At 64.4% G+C, this 20812-nt stretch carries 23 protein-coding genes; 14 read left to right on the top strand and 9 right to left on the bottom strand.

What is annotated here, in order from left to right; genetic code table 11:
• The first annotated feature begins 106 nt into the window (after positions 1-106).
• Genes rnd through RIN61_RS04760 form a run of 3 tightly spaced genes read left to right on the top strand, consistent with a single transcriptional unit; the run spans position 107 to position 2465 of the window.
• Positions 107-1240, top strand: coding sequence for a ribonuclease D (gene rnd, locus RIN61_RS04770; protein ID WP_112254200.1), 1134 nt, complete (start codon positions 107-109; stop codon positions 1238-1240).
• On the top strand, positions 1237-1530 hold the full coding sequence (locus RIN61_RS04765; RefSeq protein ID WP_112254199.1) for a YcgL domain-containing protein: 294 nt from the start codon (positions 1237-1239) through the stop codon (positions 1528-1530). Before rnd ends, RIN61_RS04765 begins: the two co-directional genes overlap by 4 nt.
• 2 nt (positions 1531-1532) lie before the next feature.
• A complete protein-coding gene (locus RIN61_RS04760; RefSeq protein WP_112254198.1) occupies positions 1533-2465 on the top strand; it encodes a D-2-hydroxyacid dehydrogenase in 933 nt (310 codons plus the stop codon).
• A 188-nt stretch (positions 2466-2653) separates the two neighbouring features.
• Here the strand turns inward: RIN61_RS04760 and RIN61_RS04755 are convergent, their stop codons facing one another.
• Positions 2654-3247 carry a nitroreductase family protein gene (locus RIN61_RS04755; RefSeq protein WP_013973765.1) on the bottom strand — a complete coding sequence of 198 codons (594 nt, stop codon included), beginning with the start codon at positions 3245-3247 and terminating at the stop codon, positions 2654-2656.
• Positions 3248-3391: 144 nt separating this feature from the next.
• On the opposite strand from RIN61_RS04755, the gene RIN61_RS04750 reads away from it, so the two are divergent.
• Both RIN61_RS04750 and RIN61_RS04745 read left to right on the top strand, forming a co-directional pair.
• Complete coding sequence (locus RIN61_RS04750; protein WP_063912977.1) at positions 3392-3841, top strand: YcgN family cysteine cluster protein; 450 nt, start codon at positions 3392-3394, stop codon at positions 3839-3841.
• 41 nt (positions 3842-3882) lie between these two features.
• A complete protein-coding gene (locus RIN61_RS04745; protein WP_112254195.1) occupies positions 3883-5091 on the top strand; it encodes a hypothetical protein in 1209 nt (402 codons plus the stop codon).
• A gap of 239 nt (positions 5092-5330) precedes the next feature.
• On the opposite strand, the gene RIN61_RS04740 is transcribed toward RIN61_RS04745, so the two are convergent.
• The 3 genes from RIN61_RS04740 to RIN61_RS04730 form a co-directional block, all read right to left on the bottom strand.
• Positions 5331-5672, bottom strand: coding sequence for a DUF2461 domain-containing protein (locus RIN61_RS04740; protein ID WP_112254194.1), 342 nt, complete (start codon positions 5670-5672; stop codon positions 5331-5333).
• 62 nt (positions 5673-5734) lie between these two features.
• Positions 5735-6205 carry an RNA methyltransferase gene (locus tag RIN61_RS04735; RefSeq protein WP_112254193.1) on the bottom strand — a complete coding sequence of 157 codons (471 nt, stop codon included), beginning with the start codon at positions 6203-6205 and terminating at the stop codon, positions 5735-5737.
• Positions 6206-6276: 71 nt separating this feature from the next.
• The gene (locus RIN61_RS04730; protein WP_003259546.1) at positions 6277-6648 is read right to left on the bottom strand and encodes a YajD family HNH nuclease; all 372 of its coding nucleotides are present in this window, start codon (positions 6646-6648) and stop codon (positions 6277-6279) included.
• A gap of 132 nt (positions 6649-6780) precedes the next feature.
• Between RIN61_RS04730 and RIN61_RS04725 the strand changes: the two genes are divergently transcribed.
• A complete protein-coding gene (locus RIN61_RS04725) occupies positions 6781-7059 on the top strand; it encodes a hypothetical protein (RefSeq protein ID WP_313856002.1) in 279 nt (92 codons plus the stop codon).
• A gap of 158 nt (positions 7060-7217) precedes the next feature.
• Here the strand turns inward: RIN61_RS04725 and RIN61_RS04720 are convergent, their stop codons facing one another.
• The gene (locus RIN61_RS04720; protein ID WP_313856001.1) at positions 7218-9260 is read right to left on the bottom strand and encodes a S9 family peptidase; all 2043 of its coding nucleotides are present in this window, start codon (positions 9258-9260) and stop codon (positions 7218-7220) included.
• 182 nt (positions 9261-9442) lie between these two features.
• Here RIN61_RS04720 and RIN61_RS04715 point away from each other — a divergent pair, with 182 nt between their 5' ends.
• The 3 genes from RIN61_RS04715 to RIN61_RS04705 are packed head-to-tail and all read left to right on the top strand — an operon-like array spanning position 9443 to position 11268.
• Positions 9443-9949, top strand: a complete 507-nt coding sequence (locus tag RIN61_RS04715; protein WP_207876932.1) for an MFS transporter — start codon at positions 9443-9445, stop codon at positions 9947-9949.
• Between the two features lie 14 nt (positions 9950-9963).
• Complete coding sequence (locus tag RIN61_RS04710; protein ID WP_112254189.1) at positions 9964-10737, top strand: class II glutamine amidotransferase; 774 nt, start codon at positions 9964-9966, stop codon at positions 10735-10737.
• 9 nt (positions 10738-10746) lie between these two features.
• The gene (locus tag RIN61_RS04705; RefSeq protein WP_112254188.1) at positions 10747-11268 is read left to right on the top strand and encodes a DUF2937 family protein; all 522 of its coding nucleotides are present in this window, start codon (positions 10747-10749) and stop codon (positions 11266-11268) included.
• A gap of 132 nt (positions 11269-11400) precedes the next feature.
• Here RIN61_RS04705 and RIN61_RS04700 read toward each other — a convergent pair whose 3' ends face one another.
• Positions 11401-12312 carry a LysR family transcriptional regulator gene (locus RIN61_RS04700; RefSeq protein WP_313855994.1) on the bottom strand — a complete coding sequence of 304 codons (912 nt, stop codon included), beginning with the start codon at positions 12310-12312 and terminating at the stop codon, positions 11401-11403.
• A gap of 128 nt (positions 12313-12440) precedes the next feature.
• On the opposite strand from RIN61_RS04700, the gene RIN61_RS04695 reads away from it, so the two are divergent.
• Genes RIN61_RS04695 through RIN61_RS04680 form a run of 4 tightly spaced genes read left to right on the top strand, consistent with a single transcriptional unit; the run spans position 12441 to position 16137 of the window.
• A complete protein-coding gene (locus RIN61_RS04695) occupies positions 12441-13727 on the top strand; it encodes an MFS transporter (protein WP_207876931.1) in 1287 nt (428 codons plus the stop codon).
• A 9-nt stretch (positions 13728-13736) separates the two neighbouring features.
• Positions 13737-14516, top strand: a complete 780-nt coding sequence (locus RIN61_RS04690) for a 5-oxoprolinase subunit PxpA (RefSeq protein WP_207876930.1) — start codon at positions 13737-13739, stop codon at positions 14514-14516.
• Positions 14513-15199 carry a 5-oxoprolinase subunit PxpB gene (pxpB, locus tag RIN61_RS04685; RefSeq protein WP_112254184.1) on the top strand — a complete coding sequence of 229 codons (687 nt, stop codon included), beginning with the start codon at positions 14513-14515 and terminating at the stop codon, positions 15197-15199. The genes RIN61_RS04690 and pxpB overlap by 4 nt, the downstream gene beginning before the upstream one ends.
• Positions 15196-16137: a 5-oxoprolinase subunit C family protein gene (locus tag RIN61_RS04680; protein WP_207876928.1), complete on the top strand. Its 942-nt coding sequence runs from the start codon at positions 15196-15198 to the stop codon at positions 16135-16137. Before pxpB ends, RIN61_RS04680 begins: the two co-directional genes overlap by 4 nt.
• Positions 16138-16227: 90 nt before the next feature.
• On the opposite strand, the gene RIN61_RS04675 is transcribed toward RIN61_RS04680, so the two are convergent.
• The 3 genes from RIN61_RS04675 to RIN61_RS04665 form a co-directional block, all read right to left on the bottom strand.
• The gene (locus tag RIN61_RS04675) at positions 16228-17406 is read right to left on the bottom strand and encodes a vWA domain-containing protein (protein WP_112254182.1); all 1179 of its coding nucleotides are present in this window, start codon (positions 17404-17406) and stop codon (positions 16228-16230) included.
• A gap of 13 nt (positions 17407-17419) precedes the next feature.
• A complete protein-coding gene (locus RIN61_RS04670; RefSeq protein WP_013973748.1) occupies positions 17420-18265 on the bottom strand; it encodes an AAA family ATPase in 846 nt (281 codons plus the stop codon).
• A gap of 229 nt (positions 18266-18494) precedes the next feature.
• A complete protein-coding gene (locus RIN61_RS04665) occupies positions 18495-19568 on the bottom strand; it encodes an AsmA family protein (protein WP_207876927.1) in 1074 nt (357 codons plus the stop codon).
• Positions 19569-19702: 134 nt separating this feature from the next.
• Between RIN61_RS04665 and cysK the strand changes: the two genes are divergently transcribed.
• Positions 19703-20677 carry a cysteine synthase A gene (gene cysK, locus RIN61_RS04660; RefSeq protein ID WP_112254180.1) on the top strand — a complete coding sequence of 325 codons (975 nt, stop codon included), beginning with the start codon at positions 19703-19705 and terminating at the stop codon, positions 20675-20677.
• Positions 20678-20812: the final 135 nt, after the last annotated feature.

The raw sequence follows: 20812 nt of genomic DNA, 5'->3' as shown, positions 1-20812 counted from the left end.
CTGAGCATGCACAACAGCACCATTGATCGATATCAAGGATGGCCCGGGTTTCACCAGCAGTGCCCGCGCCGTATATACTGCGCGCCAATGTTAGTGGGAGAGCCTCGTGGCCATCGAAATACACTGGATCCGTGACGACCAGAGCCTGGCCGAACACTGCCGCGACTGGCACCAGCTGCCCTTTGTCGCCGTCGATACCGAATTCATGCGGGTCGACACCTTCTACCCGAAAGCCGGGCTGATCCAGATCGGCGATGGCCAGCGTGCCTTCCTGATCGACCCGTTGCTGATCGGTAACTGGCAACCCTTGGCTGACCTGCTGGATGACAGCGGCGTGGTCAAGGTGCTGCACGCCTGCAGCGAAGACCTCGAGGTGCTGCTGCGCCTGACTGGCAAGCTGCCACAGCCGCTGTTCGACACCCAGCTGGCCGCTGGCTACCTGAACCTGGGCTTCTCCATGGGCTATTCGCGCCTGGTGCAGGAAGTGCTGGGTATCGACCTGCCCAAGGGCGAAACCCGCTCCGACTGGCTGCAGCGGCCTCTCTCGGAAACCCAGGTCAGCTATGCCGCCGAGGATGCCGTACACCTGGCCGAGCTGTTCACCGTGTTGCGCCCGCGCCTGAGTGACGACAAGTACGCCTGGGTGCTGGAGGACGGCGCCGAGCTGGTGGCTGCATTGCGCCGCGAAGTCGAACCCGAAAGCCTGTACCGCGACGTCAAGCTGGCCTGGAAGCTGGCACCCCAGCAACTGGCGGTGCTGCGCGAGCTGTGCGCCTGGCGCGAGCGTGAAGCGCGCAACCGCGATGTGCCGCGCAACCGCATCCTCAAGGAGCACTCGCTGTGGCCCATGGCCAAGAGCCAGCCGAGCAACCTGTCGGCGCTGGCCAAGATCGACGAGATGCATCCGCGCACCATTCGTCAGGACGGTGAGTTCCTCATCCAGCTGATCAAGCGTGCCGCCAGCCTGCCAGCCGAACAATGGCCACAGGCCTTGCCCGAGCCTTTGCCGATCGAGGCCGCAGGCATCCTCAAGCAGCTGCGTGCCATCGGCCAGGCCGAAGGTGAGCGCCTGGGCATTGCCCCCGAACTGATGCTGCGCAAGAAAGCCCTGGAAGCGCTGCTCAAGAGCGGCTACCCCAATGGCCCCTATCAATTGCCCGATTCGCTGCGCGGCTGGCGCCGTGAGCGCATGGGCCAGGCCCTGCTGGACAGCCTGGCAGGCGCCGGAGAGACCCGATGAAACGCATTTGCTCTATCTACAAGAGCCCCCGCAAGAACGAAATGTACCTGTACGTGCTCAAGGCTGACGGCCTGGAGCGCGTGCCCGAAGGCCTGCTGCCGTTTTTCGGCACCCCCAAGCACGCCTTCGACCTGGTGCTTACCCCCGAGCGCAAGCTGGCCCGCGAGGACATCGCCAAGGTGCTGGAAAACCTCGACAACCAGGGTTACCACCTGCAGATGCCGCCGCCGGAAGACGACTACATCGAGCACCTGCCCGAAGAGTTGCTGCGCCGTAACGACCCTGCCTGATCATGCGAGTACTGATTGCTGAGCATGATCATGCTCGATACGCCGAGATCTTGCGCGCAGCCGCGCCTGAGCTGGAAATCCTGACCAGCGGCGACTCCGCCGAACTGGCCCGCCAGGCGGCACGGTGCCCAGTGTGGCTGGGCCAGCCGGACCTGCTGGCAAGCCTGCTGCGCCAGGGCCACAAGCCGGGCTGGATGCAGTCCACCTGGGCTGGTATTACCCCGCTGCTGGCCGAGGGCCTGCCACGTGACTATCGCCTGACCCGCGCCGTGGGCATCTTTGGCCAGGTGATGGCCGAGTACATGCTCACCTACATGCTCGGCCATGAGCGCGAGGTGCTGTCGCGCCTGGTCAGCCAGGTCGAGCGGCGTTGGGATGACCGCCCGGGGCGTACCCTGGAAGGGCGCAAGGTGCTGATCGTCGGCACTGGCGACATTGGCCAGCGGGTGGCCGAGTTCCTGCAGCCGTTTGGCGTGGTGCTGTATGGCGTTGCCAGCAGCGCCCGCGAGCAGGCGCCCTTCGTCGAGGTAGCGGCGCTGGCCGACCTGCCGCGCATGGTTGGCCAGGTCGACTATGTGCTCAACCTGCTGCCGGATACCCCGGCCACCCACGACCTGTATGACGCGGCACTGTTCAAGTGCTTCCAGCCCACGGCGCTGTTCATCAATGCCGGGCGTGGGGCGGCGGTGGTCGACGCTGACCTGGTCGAGGCGCTGAAGGAAGGGCACCTGGCAGGGGCGGTGATCGATGTCTGCCGACAGGAGCCGTTGCCCAGGCAACACCCGTTCTGGACGGCGTGGGGCTTGCTGCTGACCGGGCACAGCTCGGCGCCCACCTCGCCGGCGGCGATGGTGCGGTTGTTTGTCGAGAATGTGCGGGCGTATGTGGCGGGGCAGGGGTTGCGAGGCGAAGTGGACTTCGCCCGGGGTTATTGATTGTGTAATGCCTGTGCCGGCCTCTTCGCGGGTAAACCCGCTCCCACAGGATCTCCGCTACCCTCAGGTCCTGTGGGAGGCTGGTGTTGGCTGTGCTGGTACAGGATCAACACAGGCCCCATGAGGCAGTGGAGATCCCTGTGGGAGCGGGTTTACCCGCGAAGAGGCCGGTACAGCCAATGCAAGGCTTACAGGCTGAAATCACCCTCGGCAGCCAGCTCGCTCAGTGGCTTGCGCGGGCTCGGTACTTCACGCGCCTGCAGGGCTTCGTTCAGGCTGGCCTTGTCGCCCAGCTTGCCGATTGCCACCATGGCATGCAGCACGTAGCCTTCAGGAACCTTCAACTCCTGCCGTGCCAGTTCCTGGTCGAAACCGGCCATGCCATGGGTATGCCAGCCGCTGATGCTGGCCTGCAGGGCCAGGTGACCCCAGGCGGAGCCGGTGTCGAAGGTGTGCCACAGCGCCGGTTTTTCTTCCGTGGCGCCCGGGGCGGCGTAGGTGGTTTTGGAAATCACCAGCACCAGCGCCGAAGCCTGTTGCGCCCAGCTGCGGTTGGCCGGCACCAGCAGGTTCAGGTAACGCTCCCAGTTCGGCGTGTCACGGCGGGCATAGAGGAAGCGCCAAGGTTGCGAGTTGTTCGCCGACGGCGCCCAGCGAGCCGCTTCGAGGAAGCTCAGCAAGGTTTCTTCGCTGATCGGCTCGGCGGTGAAGGCACGTGGCGACCAGCGGTTGATGAACTGCTCGTTGATGGCGTAATCGGCAATGCGGGGGTTGGCGCTCATGGCGGCTCCTGCAAAAGGACGGGAAACGCGCACGCTACTGCGTCGCGTCGCGACTGACAAGCGGTCTGGCTTTGCCGAAGACCAGGCTCTAGACTGGCGCCGCCGCGCGCCGTGGCCCCAAGATGAATGCAGGAACCCCGTGTGATGATCGCTGAAAACGCGCCGTTCTGGCGGCGCAAGACCCTCGAACAACTCAGCCCGCAAGAGTGGGAGTCGCTGTGTGACGGCTGCGGCCTGTGCTGCCTGCAAAAGCTCGAGGACGAGGACGACAACAGCGTCTATTACACGCGTATCGCCTGCAAGCTGCTGGATCTGGATACCTGCCAGTGCAGCGATTACCCCAACCGCTTCGCCCAGGTACCAGACTGCATCCAGCTCACCCCGGGCAAGGCCGACCAGTTCAAGTGGCTGCCGAGCACCTGCGGCTACCGCCTGGTCAGCGAGGGCAAGGACCTGCCGGCCTGGCACCACCTGGTCTGCGGTGATCGCCAGCAGGTCCATGAACAGCGCATTTCCCAGTCGGGGCGCATGCTCAGTGAACACGATGTGCACGAAGACGACTGGGAAGACCACCTGATCTTCCGCGCCAGCTGACCGGCGCGGCCCGCTGCCATGGGGAAACAAGGAGTTTCTGTATGCGTTGCCAGCTGTTGTTGCTGTTGGGCCTGATGGCCAGTTCGCCGGCCTGGGCGAAAAAGGTCGACCTCGACTACCAGGTGCGCCTGTTGCCAACCAGTGGCCAGGCGGAAGTCCGCCTCACCTTGGCCGAAGGCAGTGCCGTGCGCAGCCTGGACTTCGACCTGGGCAAGGTCGGGGCCTACAGCGGCTTCCAGGCTGATGGCCAATGGCAACTGCAGGGCCAGCGTGGCGTGTGGCGACCGGCGGCCGGCAAGACCAGCCTCAGCTACCGCGTGCAGCTGGACCAGAAGCGCGCCAGCGGCGCCTATTCGTCGCGCATCACTCCGCATTGGGCACTGTTCCTCGGCGACCAGCTGGTGCCACCTGCACGCCTCGACCAGCAGGATGGCACCGAGCTGGTGGCGCGGCTGGCGTTCGACCTGCCTGAAGGCTGGAAGAGCATCGAAACCTCCTGGCCACGCATCGGCAAGGACAAGTTCCGCATCGACAACGTTTCGCGCCTGTTCGACCGCCCCACCGGCTGGATGCTTGCCGGCGACCTGGGCAGCCGCCGCGCCCGCCTGGGCGAAACCGAGGTCACCGTGGCAGCACCGGTGGGGCAGGGTATGCGGCGCATGGACAACCTGACCATGCTGACCTTTGTCTGGCCGCAATTGCAGGCGGTGTTCCCGCGCAACCCGCCGAAGCTGCTGTTGGTCGGTGCTCGCGATGGCATGTGGCGCGGGGCGATGGCCGCGCAGGGCTCGTTGTACCTGCACAGTGGGCGGCCGATGGTCAGCGAGAATGGCAGCAGCCCGTTGCTGCGCGAAGTGGTGCAACTGTTTGCGCAGATCCATGGGCGTGATGGCAGTGACTGGCTGGTGGAAAGCCTGACTGACTACTACGCCAGCGAGTTGCTGCGCCGCTCGGGCGGGGTAAGTGACGACCGTTACCAGGCCTGGCAGGCGCGCCTGAGCAAGCAGGGCGCCAAGGTCACCCGGCTCAAGGGCGAGCATGCCACCCCGGCGCAGGTGGCGCGGGGGGTGATGTTGTTGCAGGCGCTGGACAAGGAAATCCGCATCCACACCCAGGCCAAACGCTCACTTGACGATGTGGCACGCGGGCTGATGCGCCTGCCCAGTGTCAGCACCGAAGACTTCGTGCAGATCAGCGAGAACGTGCTGGGGCGGCGCTCCGAGGTGTTGCAGAGCAAGGCGTTGCGCTGAGCATCTCTTTCGCCCCTACCGGCCTCTTCGCGGGTGAACCCGCTCCCACAGGTTTTTCGTTGCCTTGTAGGAGCAGCCTTGTGCTGCGAAGAGGCACTTACAGCCACAGACCTCTTTGATCATACCGGCCCTTTCGCAGCACAAGGCTGTTCCTCCAGGTAATGTACTGCCCTCAAGACGGTGCGGTCCCTGTGGGAGCGGGTTCACCCGCGAAGGGGCCAGCACAGGCAGTGAAAAAATCAACTGCCAGCCAACGGATCCTTCCCGGTCACCGTCACCCCCCGCGTTGCCGCGTCGGCACTGGCCTTCAACGTCTCCAGCTCCGCCGCACTGCGCTCGATGTCCGCACGCAACCGCTGGTATTCCTGACGATGGCGCTGCCACCAGGCCTTGGTCGAGCAATGCCCGCTGACCCCGCGCGCCACCGCCAAACCTCCCACCACCATCTGCAGCAAGCCGACCAGGCCGCCATGGCGCAGCCCCTTGCTGAACATAAGCGCTCCCCCGGCCAGCGAGCTGACCCGTTCCAGCCCATGAACATTGTGCTGCGACGATGCAGTCGCGGAATGGATATCGAGCATGGCAAGGCCTCCGTCTGAAGTGTATGCAGGTGACCTGTCGGCCGCCGTCATCGTTCAGTCGGTTACTTGAACCTGGGGCCTGAACGGGTATTCAGCCCTTTGGCCATGCGGTCATACAGCACCACGTTCACCGTCGCTGCCAGATTCATGCAGCCCTCGGTCGGAATGTAGATGGTCTCTTCGCACCACGCCCGCACATCGGCACTGAGGCTGCCGTCTTCCGGCCCGAAGATGTAGATGGCCCGGTCGGGGTGGGTGTATTCCGGCAATGGCCGCGCACCTTCCACCAATTCCACGGCCACCGGTGTGCAGCCCAGCGGGATGATGCGCTGCAGGTCATCGATACCGATCAGCGGGATGTCGTAGTGCACGCGCTTGGTGTCGGTGATGAAGTCACGGGCACGCTCGTAGCGTTTGCCGGTGTAGAACACCGAATTGACGCCATAGCAACCCGCGGCGCGCATCACCGAGCCGACATTTTCTGCCGACTTGGGGTTGAACAGGCCGATGCAGCTGTATCGTTTGTTTGCCACGTACCGGGGCCCTTCGCGAAAAAAGCGCGATTATACGGGCTGCCCGGCAGCAGCGGGGGGCGAATCGATGGTCAGTCTTTCTTCAGCATGCCCGCCAGCCCGGCGAACGGGTTGTGGGTGGCCTTGGCGATGCTCGGGGTGCTGGTTGAGCCTTCGCTGAAGTACTGCTGGTCGGTATAGCGCGAGTGCTCGTTGTCGTGGCAGTACAGGCACAGCAACTCCCAGTTGGAGCCGTCCTGCGGGTTGTTGTCGTGGTTGTGGTCGCGGTGGTGCACGGTCAGCTCGCTCAGACGCTTGCCGGAGAACTCGCGGGCGCAGCGGCCGCAGACGTGCGGGTACATTTTCAGGGCCTTGTCGCGGTAGCCCATTTCCTTGTCGCGCTTGGCATCGGCCAGGATGCGGTCCAGGCGCGCGGTGGCGGCGGCGGAAGAGGTGGAGCTCATGGTGTTTCCTTTGTTCTGATCAGGCAAATGACGGTTATGCCACTGAGTCTAGCGCGCTTGCGGGGCAGGCGGACAGGCGAAAGCTTTGTTTTAGGCGTAGCCTGTAGGAAGGTTCCCGACAGGAGGTTGCTGATGTTTCGCGCGATCCTCGTTGTGCTGTTGTTCGCCGGCCTGCCCATGGCCGAAGCTGCCAGCACGCCACCCCGGCTGAACACGCCGGTGCCCGGTGCACCGGGTACGCCTACGCCTACGCCATATCCGCAGATTACCCCGAGTACGCCGCCCAAGGCCTATGGCAGCCAGCCGGGGGCGCCACTGTTACCGCCGATGCCGGTGCCCGGGCCGCCGAAGGACCAGCCATTGCCCGGGTTGCGCCTGGACCCGCCGAAGCAGCCGGTGCAGGATGATTGACTGAGCGGGCTATGGTGGCTGTGGGATTTTGGGGCTGCTTTGCAGCCCATCGCAACACAAGGCCGCTCCCACAGGGATCGTGCAGGATTCAGGACATGCGCGATCCCTGTAGGAGCGGCCTTGTGTCGCGAAAGGGGCGCAAAGCGCCCCCGGCGCTCTCAAGCCAGACCCAGCTCACCAAACACGAACGCATACTCCAAGGCCACATCCTTCAGCCCCTGATACCGCCCGCTCATCCCGCCATGCCCAGCCCCCATCTCGGTCTTGAGCAGCAGCAGGTTGTCGTCGGTCTTGCGCGTGCGCAGCCGCGCCACCCATTTGGCTGCTTCCCAGTACTGCACGCGGCTGTCGTTGTAGCCCGCCACCACCAGCATTGCCGGGTAGGCCTGTGCCTTCACGTTCTCGTACGGCGCGTAGGCCTTGATCCGCTCATACACCTGCGGCTCTTCAGGGTTGCCCCATTCGTCGTACTCGGTCACGGTCAGCGGCAGCTCTGGGTCGAGCATGGTGTTGAGCACATCGACGAACGGCACTTCGGCAATCGCACAGCGGAACAGCTCGGGTCGCAGGTTGAGCACTGCACCCATCAGCAGGCCGCCGGCGCTGCCGCCACTGATGGCCAGGCGATCGGCAGCCGTCACACCTTCGGCGATCAGGTGCTCGGCACAGGCGATGAAGTCGCTGAAGGTGTTGTGCTTGTGCTCCTGCTTGCCAGCGCGGTACCAGGCTTCGCCCAGTTCGCCGCCGCCACGCACGTGGGCGATGGCAAAGGCCACGCCGCGCTCCAGCAGGCTCAGGCGCGCATGCGAAAACCACGGGTCGAGGCTTTCGCCATAGGCACCGTAGCCATACAGGTACAACGGCACGGTCCGGCCCAGGTCCTGACGGCGGCGCACCAGGCTGATGGGCACCCGGGTGCCGTCCGCTGCCGTGGCCCACAGGCGCTCGCTGACATAGTCGTCGGCATCGAACGGCCCCAGCACCGGGGTTTGCTTGAGTACCGCCTGGGCACCGCTGGCCAACTCCAGCTGGCGCACCTGGGCCGGGCGGTTGAGTGCTTCGTAGCGCAGGCGCAGGCGCGTGCTGCTGAACTCCAGGCTGTCCTGCACGTACAGGCTGTAGGCGGCATCGGGTAGTTCGACGCGGTAGGCCGCCAGGCCCTGCGGGCGCACTTCGATGATCGGCAGGCCGCCTTCGCGCAGGCTCAGGGTCAGCGCGCCGGCATTCAGGCTGAGGCCCTCGAGCATGATCGCGTCGCGGTGCGGCACCAGCACCTGCCATTGTTCACGGCTGGGCACCGGCGCGACCGGGGCGTGGTACAGGGCGAAGTTGATGCCGTCCTGGTTGGTGCGGATGAACCAGCGCCACTGGCCGTCGAGCTGGCCGTGGTCAGGGAAGTACTCGTGGCCTTCGACGCGTGGCGCCAGGCAGGTGAACGGTGCCAGCGGGGTCTGCGCATCCAGCACCCAGGCTTCGCTGGTGGTCTTGCTGTTGAGCAGCAGCACCAGTTGGCGTTCGGAGCTGGTGCGGTAGCAGTGCAGGAAGAAGCGCCCGTCGGGTTCCTCGAACACGGTCTGCGCACCTGCGTTGCCCAGCGTGTGACGACGCAGGCGCCACGGGCGGTGGGTGTCGTCCAGTTCGGCGAAGAACAGCGTCTGGCTGTCGTTGGCCCAGGTCAGGCTGCCGTCGCAGTCGTCGAAGGGCAGGGCGGTGACGCTGCCACTGGCCAGGTCCTTCACGTACAGGGTGAAGATTTCGTCGCCGCTGGTGTCCAGGCTATACGCCAGCAGGCGGTGGTCGGGGCTGACGTTGAACGCGCCGAGGGACAGGAAACCGCCATTGGCCAGGGCGTTGGGGTCGAGCAGCAGTTCCTCCTGGCCTTCATCGACCGTGTTGGAGTCGTCGGCCGGGCGCGGGCAGCGGTAGTGACGCGGGTACTCGTCGCCCGCGGTGGTACGGGTGTAGTACAGGTAGGGGCCCCAGGGCGCCGGCAGCGAGAGGTCGGTTTCCAGGATGCGACCCTTGATTTCTTCGAACAGTTGTTCGCGCAGCGGCGCCTGGTCGGCCAGGCAGGCTTCCTGGTAGGCGTTCTCGGCCTGCAGGTAGGCAAGCACCTCGGGGGTGTCGCGCTGTTGCAGCCAGGCGTACGGGTCGGCGGTGTTGTCGGCGTGGGCAATCGGGGGTTGGGGCTTGGTTTGCATTGAAGATCTCATGTTTGGGGTCGCCTGTACCGGCCTCTTCGCGGGTAATGCGCATGGCTCGAAGTCTGCAGTGATCCTGTGGGAGCGGGTTTACCCGCGAAGAGGCCGGCACAGGCAAACACTGTCTGCGCCCGGAAAAGTGTTTATCATAGGCATCTCTTTGCCTGGCTTGCACGAACACCATGACCGAGAACGACTACACCCTCGCCTGGGGCCTTTACGCCGTTGCTGCCCTGGGCTGCCTGATGGTGGGCTTCAAGCTCACCGGCTGGATGTGGCGCTGGCTGCGCGAACCGCTGCGGGTGGTGCTGGCAGTGCTGCTGCTGACCCCGACCATCGTCGACCCGGTCAAGGACAGCTTCGCCCCGGCCATTGCCATCACCGCCCTGGATGTTGCCTTCAAGGTCGGCAACAACGCCTGGCGCGCGGTGTCCGACTTCGCCATGTACGGCATGGGCGCCTTCTCCCTGTATTTCCTCTTCGTACTGCTGCGCTTGCCGCTGGAAAAGCGCGCCCGCGAGCGCCGCGCGCAGGCCGAGGCCGCTGCCCAGCGCCAGGCTGCCGAAGATGACCAGCTTGGCGCCCAGGCCCCGCTGGCCGCAGAGCGTCGCGACCGATACCGTGATGCGCCACCCCCTGCCGCCCCGGCCGTCTCCCGAGGCGGCGGCCGGGTCGAGCCCCGTCTGTAAGCGGAGACACGCCTATGTGCGAACTGCTGGGCATGAGTGCCAACGTCCCCACCGACATCGTCTTCAGCTTCACCGGCCTGATGCAGCGCGGCGGCCGTACCGGCCCGCACCGTGACGGCTGGGGCATCGGCTTCTACGAAGGCCGTGGCCTGCGCCTGTTCCAGGACCCGGCTGCCAGCAGCGAGTCGGAAGTGGCCAACCTGGTACAGCGTTATCCGATCAAGAGCGAAGTGGTCATCGGCCACATCCGTCAGGCCAACGTCGGCAAGGTGTGCCTGTCCAACACCCACCCGTTCGTGCGGGAGATGTGGGGTCGCAACTGGTGCTTCGCGCACAATGGCCAGCTGGGCGACTTCAAGGGCCTGGCCAGCTTCTACCGGCCGGTGGGCGACACCGACAGCGAGGCGGCCTTCTGCGACCTGCTCAACCGCATCCGCAGTGCCTTCCCCGAGCCCGTGCCGGTGGAACAGCTGCTGCCGGTGCTGGTCGAAGCCTGTGCCGGCTACCGCAGCCAGGGCGTGTTCAACTGCATGCTCAGCGACGGTGACTGGCTGTTCTGCTTCTGTTCGACCAAGCTGGTGCACATTACCCGCCGTGCACCCTTTGGTGCGGCACGGTTGAAGGATGTCGACCTGATCGTCGATTTTCACACCGAAACCACCCCCAACGACGTGGTCACGGTGATCGCCACCGAGGCCTTGACCGAGAACGAGACCTGGCAGCGCTACGAGCCGGGTCAGTGGGCCCTGTGGCGGCACGGCGAGTGCGTGGCGCACGGCCAGAGCTAAGGATGCGGCATGTTCAGAAGTTACCTGCGGTTGCTGCTGTTCACCTTCGGCCTGCTGGCCGGTATCCAGGTTCCGGGGCTGGTGAAGGACTACAGCCAGCGGGTCGAGGCGCACCTGTTCGAATCACGCGAGGCGCTCGATGGCTTCCGGCAGACTGCCGAACGCTTTTTCAATGGCGACCTGCAGGCGCTGCTGCGGCATTACCGCAGTAGCGACGATCCGGTGTTCCTCAGTGACGCCAACAGCATCGAAAGCCTGATGATCCGCAACCAATTGCTGGAAAACGAATGGCAGGCGCTGCAAGGGGCATGGGCGCAGCGCACCTGGCATGTGCTGGTGCAGGCGGACCCGCAACTGCGGGAAGAGACCCTGAACGGCTATAGCTATCAGATATTGCTAGTGCCCGAGGCGATTGGCTGGGGCGTAGGCGCAGGGTTTGTGCTGGCCTTCGTGGTCGAGAGCCTGCTGCTGGGGATTGGCTGGGTGATTCTGGGTGGGCGGCGCAGGGCGGTGAAAGAGAGCTGGCGCTGATTACTGCTTGCCTGTACTGGCCTCTTCGCGGGTAAACCCGCTCCCACAGGGTTTGCACAGGATTCAAGCTTATGCAGTACCTGTGGGAGCGGGTTTACCCGCGAAAGGGCCAGCACAGGCAGCACAGCTGGTTCACACCAGCACTATCCGCTGAGCCCCCACATCCCGCGCATACCTTTCCAGCACCTGCCGGCATACCCCGACCACTTCATCCACCAGCACCACCCCGGTCTGCCAGGCCACCACCAGTTCCAGGCTCGGCGGCGGTTGCAGCCCCTGCAGCAACACCAGCTCACCTCGGCTCAACTCGGCATCCACCAGCGCCGGCGGCAACGCACCAATGCCGAACCCGTCGCGCAACAACCGGGTAATCGCCGCCACCGAGTTCACGCAATTCAGCCGCGGCGTTTCGGCACCGGCACCCAGTAGCAGGCTCAGCACTTCCTGGTGCGGCCGCGAGTTCTTCGAGAAAGTGATGATGCGTTCCCGTCCAAGCTCGGCCAATGATCCGTAATCGCGGTGCTGGTGCGAGCCGGCGGCCACCACCCAGCCCATCGGGTAGCGCGCCAGGTCCAGGCTGCGGATCGACTGCTCGCGCAGCAGGTCGGTCTGCAGGATCACGTCGAGAAAGCCCTTCTGCAATTGCTCGCGAAGGTTCAGCGCAGTGTCGGCCACCAGTTCGATTTCCACCTGCGGGTAACGCTCGGTCAGCTCCGCCACCAGCGCGCTCATCCAGGTGTGGATCACCGTGTCCATCACCCCGATACGGATGCGCCCGACCTTGGCCCGGTCGCTGTCCAGCGACTGTTTCATGGCCTTGGCGGTTTCCAGCATGCGCTCGGCATATTCCAGTACCTTGCCGCCCTCCGGGGTCAGGCTGACGCCGCGTGAGTCGCGCAGCAGCAGCTTCACGCCCAGGTCGGCTTCCAGCGCGGCAATGCGGCTGGACACCGAGGCCTGGGTGGTGAACAGCTTTTCCGCGGTCAGGCGGAAGCTCTTGAGCCGGGCGACCCAGACGAAGGTTTCGAGGAAGCGAAGGTTCATGATCAGTTTTTCTTGTTCCAGACCGGCGGTTTTTCTCGTTGGACGCAAATGGCGCGGCGTCTGAACAATGGCAGCCAGGCCGCGACTCATTGTCGCCCATAAAACAATACCAACAAGCCGAGGCAAGCATGAACCCCACCGGCGTGCAGCAGCAGGTCAGTTCCCCATCTTCGTCCGGGCCTTTCGCCTGGTATCGCGACATCGACTCACAGCAGCGCCGGACGTTCTGGAGCTGCAAGATCGGCTACGGCCTGGACGGCATGGACACACAGATGCTCAGTTTCGTCATCCCGACGCTGATCATGCTGTGGGGCATCACAACCACCGAAGCCGGGTTGATCCACACCAGCACCTTGATCGCCTCGGCCGTGGGTGGCTGGGTGGCCGGCATTCTCTCCGACCGCATCGGCCGCGTGCGCACCCTGCAACTGACGGTGCTGTGGTTTGCCTTCTTCACCTTCCTCTGCGGTTTCGCCCAGAACTACGAACAGCTGCTGATCGCCCGTACCCTGATGGGCTTCGGCTTTGGCGGTGAGTGGACTGCCGGCGCGGTGCTGATCGGCGAGGTGATCCGTGCCCAGGACCGTGGCAAGGCGGTGGGCATGGTGCAGTCCGGCTGGGCGCTTGGCTGGGGCCTCACCGCCATCCTCTACGCGCTGCTGTTCTCCTGGCTGCCGGCAGAGCAGGCCTGGCGCGCGCTGTTCCTGCTGGGCCTGGTGCCGGCGATTTTCGTGATCTTCGTCCGCCGCCTGGTCAAGGACCCCGAGGTGTACCGCGAGGCCAAGGCGGTGGAAAGCGCCGAGGCTCCTGCGCAGTTCTACGAAATCTTTGCCCCGGGCATGCTCTGGACCACCGTGCGTGCGTCGCTGCTGACCACCGGTGCACTGGGCGGCTACTACGCCATTACCTCATGGCTGCCGACCTTCCTGAAGAACGAGCGGGGCCTGAGTGTGCTGGGTACCGGTGGCTACCTGGCCATGGTGATCGTAGGCTCCTACGTCGGCTATGTGGTCAGTGCGTATCTGTCCGACCTGCTGGGGCGCAAGAAGAACTTCATCCTGTTCGCCGTGGGCTCGTTCGTCATCGTGCTGTTGTACACGCAAATGCCGGTCAGCGACGGCGTGATGCTGTGGCTGGGCTTCCCGCTAGGCTTCTTCGCCTCGGGCATCTTCAGCGGCATGGGCGCGTTTCTCACCGAACTGTTCCCCACGCGTATCCGCGGTTCGGGGCAGGGTTTCTGCTACAACATCGGCAAGGTCATTGCGGCGCTGTTCCCGCTGCTGATCGGCGTGCTCGGCCAGAAAGTGCCGCTGGGCCTGGGTATCGGCGTGTTTTCGGCCGTGTCCTACGGCGTGGTGATCGTGGCGGCGCTGAGCCTGCCGGAAACCCGCGGCAAACAACTGCAGGCGCGGTAAGGTAGGCATATGAACAACGACAACGGAGGCCGCGCGGTGGAACGCCTGCTACTCAATTGCGACATGGGCGAGAGTTTCGGCAGCTGGCGCATGGGCCTGGATGCCGAGGTCATGCCTTACATCGATTGCGCCAACATCGCCTGCGGCTACCACGCCGGGGACCCCGGCATCATGCGCCGCACCGTGGCCCTGGCGCTGCAGCACGGCGTGACCATCGGCGCGCACCCGGCCTACCCGGACCTGGTCGGCTTCGGCCGCCGCTCCATGGCCTGCAGCCCGGAGGAAATCCGCGACCTGCTGCATTACCAGATCGGTGCGCTGGACGGCATCTGCAAAGTGTTGGGCGGCCGCGTGGCGTACGTGAAACCCCATGGTGCGCTGTACAACGACATGATGGCCGACCCGCTCAAGCTGCGTACCGTACTGGAGGCTGTGGCGGCCTATGGCGGCGGCCTGCCACTGATGCTGATGGCTACCGCCGACAACCGCGCCGCCCAGGCCCTGGGCGATGAAATTGGCGTGCCGCTGTGGTTCGAAGCATTCGCCGACCGCGCCTATACCGCCAGCGGGCACCTGGTGTCGCGGCGCCTGCCCGGCGCGGTGCACCACGACCCGGCGCTGGTGGTGGAGCAGGCCGTGCGCCTGGCCCGTGGCGACACGCTGGTGGCGGACGATGGCAGTGCGTTGACGCTGGCGGCCAGCACCCTGTGCGTACACGGCGACAACGACAGTTCGGTGGCGGCGGTGCGGCAGATTCGCCAGGCCCTCGATGCCCTGGAGTCGCGATGAAGCCGCGTATTGAAGTTGTGGCCATCGACAGCCTGATGGTGCGCCTGTTCGACTCCATCGACGAGGGCAACATGCCGTGGATGCTTGCCGCCAGCCAGCGCTTGCACGCGGCGTTCGGCGAGCACTTGCTGGACCTGGTGCCGTCCTACACCACGCTGATGGTGCAGTTCGACCTGCCACCGAGTGAGGCGAGGGCGCTGATCATCCGTTCACTGGAGGGCTTGCAGCCAGACACGGGCAGCGGTGGCCGCCGCCATGAGATCCCGGTGTGGTACGACGCCAGCGTCGGCCCGGAGCTGCCGGTGTTGGCGGCCCGCAGTGGCTTGAGTGAAGCAGAGGTGATCCGTTTGCACAGCGAGCGCGAGTACCCGGTGTTCGCCCTGGGTTTCGCCCCCGGTTTCGGCTTCATGGGCCTGGTGGACGAACGCCTGGCCAGCCCGCGCCTTAGCACCCCGCGCAAGCGCGTGGCGGCCGGCAGCGTCGGCATTGCCGAGCGCCAGACGGCGGCCTATCCGGCGGTATCGCCGGGGGGCTGGAACCTGATCGGGCGTACCCCGGTGCGCCTGTTCGACCGTGAACGCGAGGGCTACAGCCTGTTGCAACCCGGTGACCGGGTGCGCTTCGTGCCGGTTTCGCGCAGCGAGTTCGTGGCGTTGGGCGGTGATGTGGAGGCACAAGCATGAAGCAGTTGAAGATCGAGGCCAGTACGCCGCTGTGCCAGTTGCAGGATGCCGGGCGCTTCGGCGTACGCCACCTGGGCGTGACCCAGGGCGGGGCGCTGGACTGGGTGGCGATGCACTGGGCCAACTGGCTGCTGGGCAACCCGTTGACGGCGCCGGTGGTCGAGGTGGCGCTAGGTGGTTTCTGTGTGGTCGCAGAGCAGGATTGTGTGCTGGCCCTGGCCGGTGCCGACCTGGATGCGCGGGTCGATGATCAGCCGCTGGCGCCCTGGCGCAGCTTTGCATTGGCCAAGGGGCAGCGGTTGACCCTGAAGCAGCCGAAGCAGGGCGTGCGGGCGTACCTGGCAGCACCTGGCGGGTTCCTGGGCGAGGATGTGCTGGGCAGTCGTGCCACGGTCGTGCGGGAAGAACTGGGCGGTATCGATGGCCAGGGCTCTGCGCTCGGCAAAGGCCAGCTGCTGGCATTTTCCAGCGCTTCAGCGACCTTGCGTGAGGTACCGGCAGCGCTGCGGCCACAGTACGCACAAAAGCCAGTGCTTGACCTGGTGATCGGCGCACAGATCGGTGACTTCAGCGGTACCAGCCTGTTCGAGGCGTTCAACCGCGAGTGGACGCTGGACAGCCGTGCCGACCGCATGGGCATCCGCCTGCTGGGGCCGCAGCTGGTCTACCAGGGTGCGCCGATGATTTCCGAGGGGATTCCGCTGGGGGCGGTGCAGGTGCCGCCGGATGGGCAGCCGATCGTGTTGCTCAATGACCGGCAGACCATTGGCGGCTATCCGCGGCTTGGGGCATTGACGCCGTTGGCGCTGGCGCAACTGGCGCAGTGCATGCCGGGGGCGGTGGTGCGGTTCAGGGCGGTGGTGCAGGATGAGGCGTGGCGGGAGCAGCAAGTATACCTGGACCGTTGGCGTCAAGGCTGCCGGCCTCTTCGCGGGTGAACCCGCTCCCACATGTACCCCACAGGCCTCAAGGCTTGCGCAATACCTGTGGGAGCGGGTTCACCCGCGAAAGGGCCGGCACTGGCAAAATCACTTGGACAGGTAACGCATCCCTTCCTCCAACCCCTGCAAGGTCAGCGGGTACATCTTGTCTTCGATCAAGTCCCGCACCAGATGGGTCGATGCGGTGTAGTCCCAGGCCTGCTTCGGGTACGGGTTGATCCAGATGATCTTCCTGAATTTCTCCATGAAACGCTGCATCCACACATACCCGGCCTCTTCGTTCCAGTGCTCCACGCTGCCACCCGGCTGGGTAATCTCGTAGGGCGCCATGGCCGCGTCGCCGACGAACACAACCTTGTAGTCATCGCCGTACTTGTGCAGCAGGTCGAAGGTGGAATAGCGCTCCGAGGTGCGGCGCAGGTTGTTCTTCCACACCGACTCGTACACGAAGTTGTGGAAGTAGTAGTACTCCAGGTGCTTGAACTCGGTCTTGCACGCCGAGAACAGTTCTTCGCAAACCTTGACGTGGGCGTCCATCGAGCCACCGATGTCGAACAGCAACAGCAGCTTCACCGTGTTGCGCCGCTCGGGGCGCATCTGGATGTTCAGCAGCCCGGCATCCCGCGCGGTGTGGTCGATGGTGCCGTCGATGTCCAGCTCTTCGGCGGCGCCTTCACGGGCGAACTTGCGCAGCCGGCGCAAGGCCAGCTTGATGTTGCGCGTGCCCAGCTCCACCTGGTCGTCCAGGTTCTTGTATTCGCGCTGGTCCCACACCTTCACCGCCTTGCCCTGGCGCTTGCCGGCCTCACCCACGCGGATGCCCTCGGGGTTGAAGCCGCCCGAACCGAACGGGCTGGTGCCGCCGGTGCCGATCCACTTGTTGCCGCCGGCGTGACGCTCCTTCTGCTCCTCGAGGCGCTTCTTGAACTCCTCGATCAGCTTGTCCAGGCCACCCAGCGACTGGATCTGCGCGCGCTCCTCATCGGTCAGCGAACGCTCGAACTCCTTGCGCAGCCAGTCTTCGGGGATCAACGCCTCGATGTGCCGGTCGAGGTTCTCCAGGCCCTTGAAGTAGGCAGAGAAGGCGCGGTCGAACTTGTCGAAGTGGCGCTCGTCCTTCACCAGGATGGCGCGGGCGAGGTAGTAGAACTCGTCCATGTCGGCAAACACCACGCGCTTTTGCAGGGCCTGGTGCAGGTCGAGCAGTTCGCGTACCGACACCGGCACCTTGGCCGCGCGCATTTCATTGAACAGGTTGAGCAGCATGGCCCGGCTCCTGTCAGCGGTTGCCGCGCCGGCTCATGAAGGCCAGGCGCTCGAGCAGTTGTACGTCCTGCTCGTTCTTCACCAGTGCACCAGCCAGCGGCGGAATGGCCTTGGTCGGGTCGCGCTCGCGCAGCACCGCTTCACCGATGTTGTCGGCCATCAGCAGCTTGAGCCAATCGACCAGTTCGGAGGTGGACGGCTTTTTCTTCAGGCCCGGTACCTTGCGCACGTCGAAGAATACGTCCAGCGCCTCGCTGACCAGCGACTGGCTGATGTTCGGGTAGTGCACGTCGACGATCTGCTGCAGGGTGGTCCGGTCGGGGAAGGCGATGTAGTGGAAGAAGCAGCGGCGCAGGAAGGCGTCTGGCAGCTCCTTTTCGTTGTTCGAGGTGATGATGATGATCGGGCGCTGTCTGGCCTTGATGGTCTCGTCGATTTCGTAGACGTAGAATTCCATCTTGTCGAGTTCTTGCAGCAGGTCGTTGGGGAACTCGATGTCGGCCTTGTCGATTTCGTCGATCAGCAGGATGACCCGTTCCTCGGCTTCGAAGGCCTCCCACAGCTTGCCCTTTTTCAGGTAGTTGCGCACATCGTGGACCTTGTCCACGCCCAGCTGCGAGTCACGCAGGCGGCTGACCGCGTCGTACTCGTAGAGGCCCTGGTGGGCCTTGGTGGTGGACTTGATGTGCCAAGTGATCAGGCGCGCACCGAACGAGGCTGCCAGCTGCTCGGCGAGCATGGTCTTGCCGGTGCCGGGTTCGCCCTTGACCAGCAAGGGGCGTTCGAGGGTGATGGCCGCGTTTACCGCCAGTTTCAGGTCGTCTGTGGCGACGTAGTCGCGGGTGCCTTCGAACTTCATGGGTCTGTCCTCTGCGGTAAGCCTGTAGCGGCCCTTTCGCGGGTAAACCCGCTCCCACAAGTACCCCACCTTCCCTGAGGTTTGTCGAATACCTGTGGGAGCGGGTTTACCCGCGAAGGGGCCAGTACAGGCAGCATCTATTTTCGATTTGTCACCGACTATAACGCGGGCTTCGCCGACTGGAAACGCAGACCGGGTATTCAGTCCCTGAATGCCCCGTCACTCGATCCTAGTCGGAATCCGGCGCGTCACGCTCGTACCGGGCATTGAACGCCTGGATGAACCCGTTGCGCAGTATCTGCAGAAACGCCTCGAAGGCGCTGACATCCTGCTTGTGCACGCTACCGCTGAGCTCTACACGGGTCGCGAACTGGTTCTTTGGCTGGTTCTTCAATACTGTCTCGGTCGCGCCCACCAGCGCTTCCCAGACTGAGCGGAAGAAGCCTTTGTCCTTTTCCTGCACATCCTGCTGCCAGTCGAACACATCCACATCCCGCAACAGCGGCTTGATGTACCCGTTCAGTCGGCCGTTGGTCGCCTCGGCCTCTATCACCACATCGCCGTGCCCGGCATTGAAGTCGAACTTGCCGTAGGCGCTGGCGAAGTCATTGAGCTTGCGCAGCTCGATACCCGTGGCGCGCAGGCGGAACTCGAAGTCATCGAAATCGCTGAATGGGTCGAAAGTGGCGCGGCTTTCCACCTTGGCATCGCCTACGATCAGCGCCGTGCCATCAAAGCTTGCATCGCGTCGGCCCTTTTCGTCACGAATGTTGGTGAGGTTGCGAATACTGGCATCGAGCTGGGTGGCCTTGAGGTTGACCGGTGGCCTGGAGTTGAAGTTACGGAATGTCAGCACGCCTTTGTCGATGCGAACCTCGTTCAGGGTGATCGGCAGCAGTTTTTCCAGTTGCTGGCGCCAGTCGGTGCCCTGACCAGTCTGCGAGTTCTGTTTGTTGCCGCCATCGACGAAGTTGAGTTCCGGCCGGTCGAACACCACTTCGGCAACCACTGCGCGGTCGTACCACAGGGCGTGCCAGCTTACCGACAGGTCGATCAGCGGAGCGTCGAGAAACGGCACCGGCACCTTGCCGGTGGTCTTGACGATCTTCAGGCCGTTGATCTGGTACGCGCCGCGCCACCAGGCCAGGTCCACATCAGTCACCTGGCCACGGTAGTCGCCCATGTCGGCCAGTTTGTCGTTGAGGTAGTTGCGCACCAGATAGGGCAGGGCCAGGTGCAGCGCCAGCAACAGCACGATCAGGCTGGCCAGGCCGATCAACGGCCAGCGATAACGGGCTCTCATCGGAGTGTCTCCAAGGCAGGATATGCGGTTGACCGCAACGCGTCCGGGGGAGTTCGAACAGGCTTTACGGGCCACCGGCCCAGGCTTACCCTTGAGGTCTTTCCCTGCTTACTTTCATGCCAAGGACCCCTGCCATGAGCCGTATCTTTGCAGACAACGCCCACTCCATCGGTAACACGCCGCTGGTGCAGATCAACCGCATTGCCCCGCGCGGCGTGACCATCCTGGCCAAGATCGAAGGGCGTAACCCGGGCTATTCGGTCAAATGCCGCATCGGCGCGAACATGGTCTGGGACGCCGAAAGCAGCGGCAAGCTCAAGCCGGGCATGACCATCGTCGAGCCCACCTCGGGCAACACCGGCATCGGCCTGGCCTTCGTCGCCGCAGCCCGTGGCTACAAACTGATGCTGACAATGCCTGCCTCCATGAGCCTGGAGCGCCGCAAGGTGTTGAAGGCGCTGGGTGCCGAGCTGGTGCTGACCGACCCGGCCAAGGGCATGAAGGGCGCCATCGAGAAGGCCAACGAAATCGTCGCCTCCGACCCGGCCCAGTACTTCCTGCCGGGCCAGTTCGAAAACCCGGCCAACCCTGCGATCCACGAAAAAACCACCGGCCCGGAAATCTGGAACGACACCGACGGCGCGGTCGATGTGCTGGTTGCAGGCGTCGGCACCGGCGGCACCATCACCGGTGTTTCGCGCTACATCAAGCATACGCAGGGCAAGGCGATCCTGTCGGTGGCGGTGGAACCCGTGGCATCGCCGCTGATCACTCAGACCCTGGCCGGCGAGGAGCTCAAGCCCAGCCCGCACAAGATCCAGGGCATCGGGGCAGGCTTCGTGCCGAAGAACCTCGACCTGTCGATCGTCGACCAGGTGGAAACGGTGACTGACGAAGAGTCCAAGGCCATGGCCATCCGCCTGATGCAGGAAGAGGGCATCCTCTGTGGCATTTCCTGTGGTGCGGCGATGGCGGTGGCCGTGCGGCTGGCCGAAAAGCCGGAAATGCAGGGCAAGACCATCGTCGTGATTTTGCCGGACTCCGGCGAGCGCTACCTGTCGAGCATGCTGTTCAGCGACATGTTCAGCGAGCAGGAAAACCAGCAGTGATGGCCTTGCCGCTGATCCGGCGCAACGTTTGGCGGCTTGGTTTATTGCAAAATCTTCATGATTGAGTTGCCGCCCAGGCTGTTTTTACCCCGGCGGCATCAGTTTATGATGGCAGGATGATTTATCGGAGAGCAG

The organism is Pseudomonas inefficax, from assembly GCF_032164165.1.
Lineage (GTDB): Bacteria > Pseudomonadota > Gammaproteobacteria > Pseudomonadales > Pseudomonadaceae > Aquipseudomonas > Aquipseudomonas inefficax.
The sequence above is the reverse complement of the archived record's forward strand: the minus strand, read 5'-3'. Positions and strand labels throughout refer to the sequence as shown.

Bases quoted from the DNA above. Each gene is read 5' to 3' on its own strand.
- RIN61_RS04765 (WP_112254199.1), top strand. From the start codon at position 1,237: ATGAAACGCATTTGCTCTATCTACAAGAGCCCCCGCAAGAACGAAATG.
- RIN61_RS04760 (WP_112254198.1), top strand. From the start codon at position 1,533: ATGCGAGTACTGATTGCTGAGCATGATCATGCTCGATACGCCGAGATC.
- RIN61_RS04755 (WP_013973765.1), bottom strand. From the start codon at position 3,247: ATGAGCGCCAACCCCCGCATTGCCGATTACGCCATCAACGAGCAGTTC.
- RIN61_RS04750 (WP_063912977.1), top strand. From the start codon at position 3,392: ATGATCGCTGAAAACGCGCCGTTCTGGCGGCGCAAGACCCTCGAACAA.
- RIN61_RS04745 (WP_112254195.1), top strand. From the start codon at position 3,883: ATGCGTTGCCAGCTGTTGTTGCTGTTGGGCCTGATGGCCAGTTCGCCG.
- RIN61_RS04740 (WP_112254194.1), bottom strand. From the start codon at position 5,672: ATGCTCGATATCCATTCCGCGACTGCATCGTCGCAGCACAATGTTCAT.
- RIN61_RS04730 (WP_003259546.1), bottom strand. From the start codon at position 6,648: ATGAGCTCCACCTCTTCCGCCGCCGCCACCGCGCGCCTGGACCGCATC.
- RIN61_RS04725 (WP_313856002.1), top strand. From the start codon at position 6,781: ATGTTTCGCGCGATCCTCGTTGTGCTGTTGTTCGCCGGCCTGCCCATG.
- RIN61_RS04720 (WP_313856001.1), bottom strand. From the start codon at position 9,260: ATGCAAACCAAGCCCCAACCCCCGATTGCCCACGCCGACAACACCGCC.
- RIN61_RS04715 (WP_207876932.1), top strand. From the start codon at position 9,443: ATGACCGAGAACGACTACACCCTCGCCTGGGGCCTTTACGCCGTTGCT.
- RIN61_RS04710 (WP_112254189.1), top strand. From the start codon at position 9,964: ATGTGCGAACTGCTGGGCATGAGTGCCAACGTCCCCACCGACATCGTC.
- RIN61_RS04705 (WP_112254188.1), top strand. From the start codon at position 10,747: ATGTTCAGAAGTTACCTGCGGTTGCTGCTGTTCACCTTCGGCCTGCTG.
- RIN61_RS04700 (WP_313855994.1), bottom strand. From the start codon at position 12,312: ATGAACCTTCGCTTCCTCGAAACCTTCGTCTGGGTCGCCCGGCTCAAG.
- RIN61_RS04695 (WP_207876931.1), top strand. From the start codon at position 12,441: ATGAACCCCACCGGCGTGCAGCAGCAGGTCAGTTCCCCATCTTCGTCC.
- RIN61_RS04690 (WP_207876930.1), top strand. From the start codon at position 13,737: ATGAACAACGACAACGGAGGCCGCGCGGTGGAACGCCTGCTACTCAAT.
- pxpB (WP_112254184.1), top strand. From the start codon at position 14,513: ATGAAGCCGCGTATTGAAGTTGTGGCCATCGACAGCCTGATGGTGCGC.
- RIN61_RS04680 (WP_207876928.1), top strand. From the start codon at position 15,196: ATGAAGCAGTTGAAGATCGAGGCCAGTACGCCGCTGTGCCAGTTGCAG.
- RIN61_RS04675 (WP_112254182.1), bottom strand. From the start codon at position 17,406: ATGCTGCTCAACCTGTTCAATGAAATGCGCGCGGCCAAGGTGCCGGTG.
- RIN61_RS04670 (WP_013973748.1), bottom strand. From the start codon at position 18,265: ATGAAGTTCGAAGGCACCCGCGACTACGTCGCCACAGACGACCTGAAA.
- RIN61_RS04665 (WP_207876927.1), bottom strand. From the start codon at position 19,568: ATGAGAGCCCGTTATCGCTGGCCGTTGATCGGCCTGGCCAGCCTGATC.
- cysK (WP_112254180.1), top strand. From the start codon at position 19,703: ATGAGCCGTATCTTTGCAGACAACGCCCACTCCATCGGTAACACGCCG.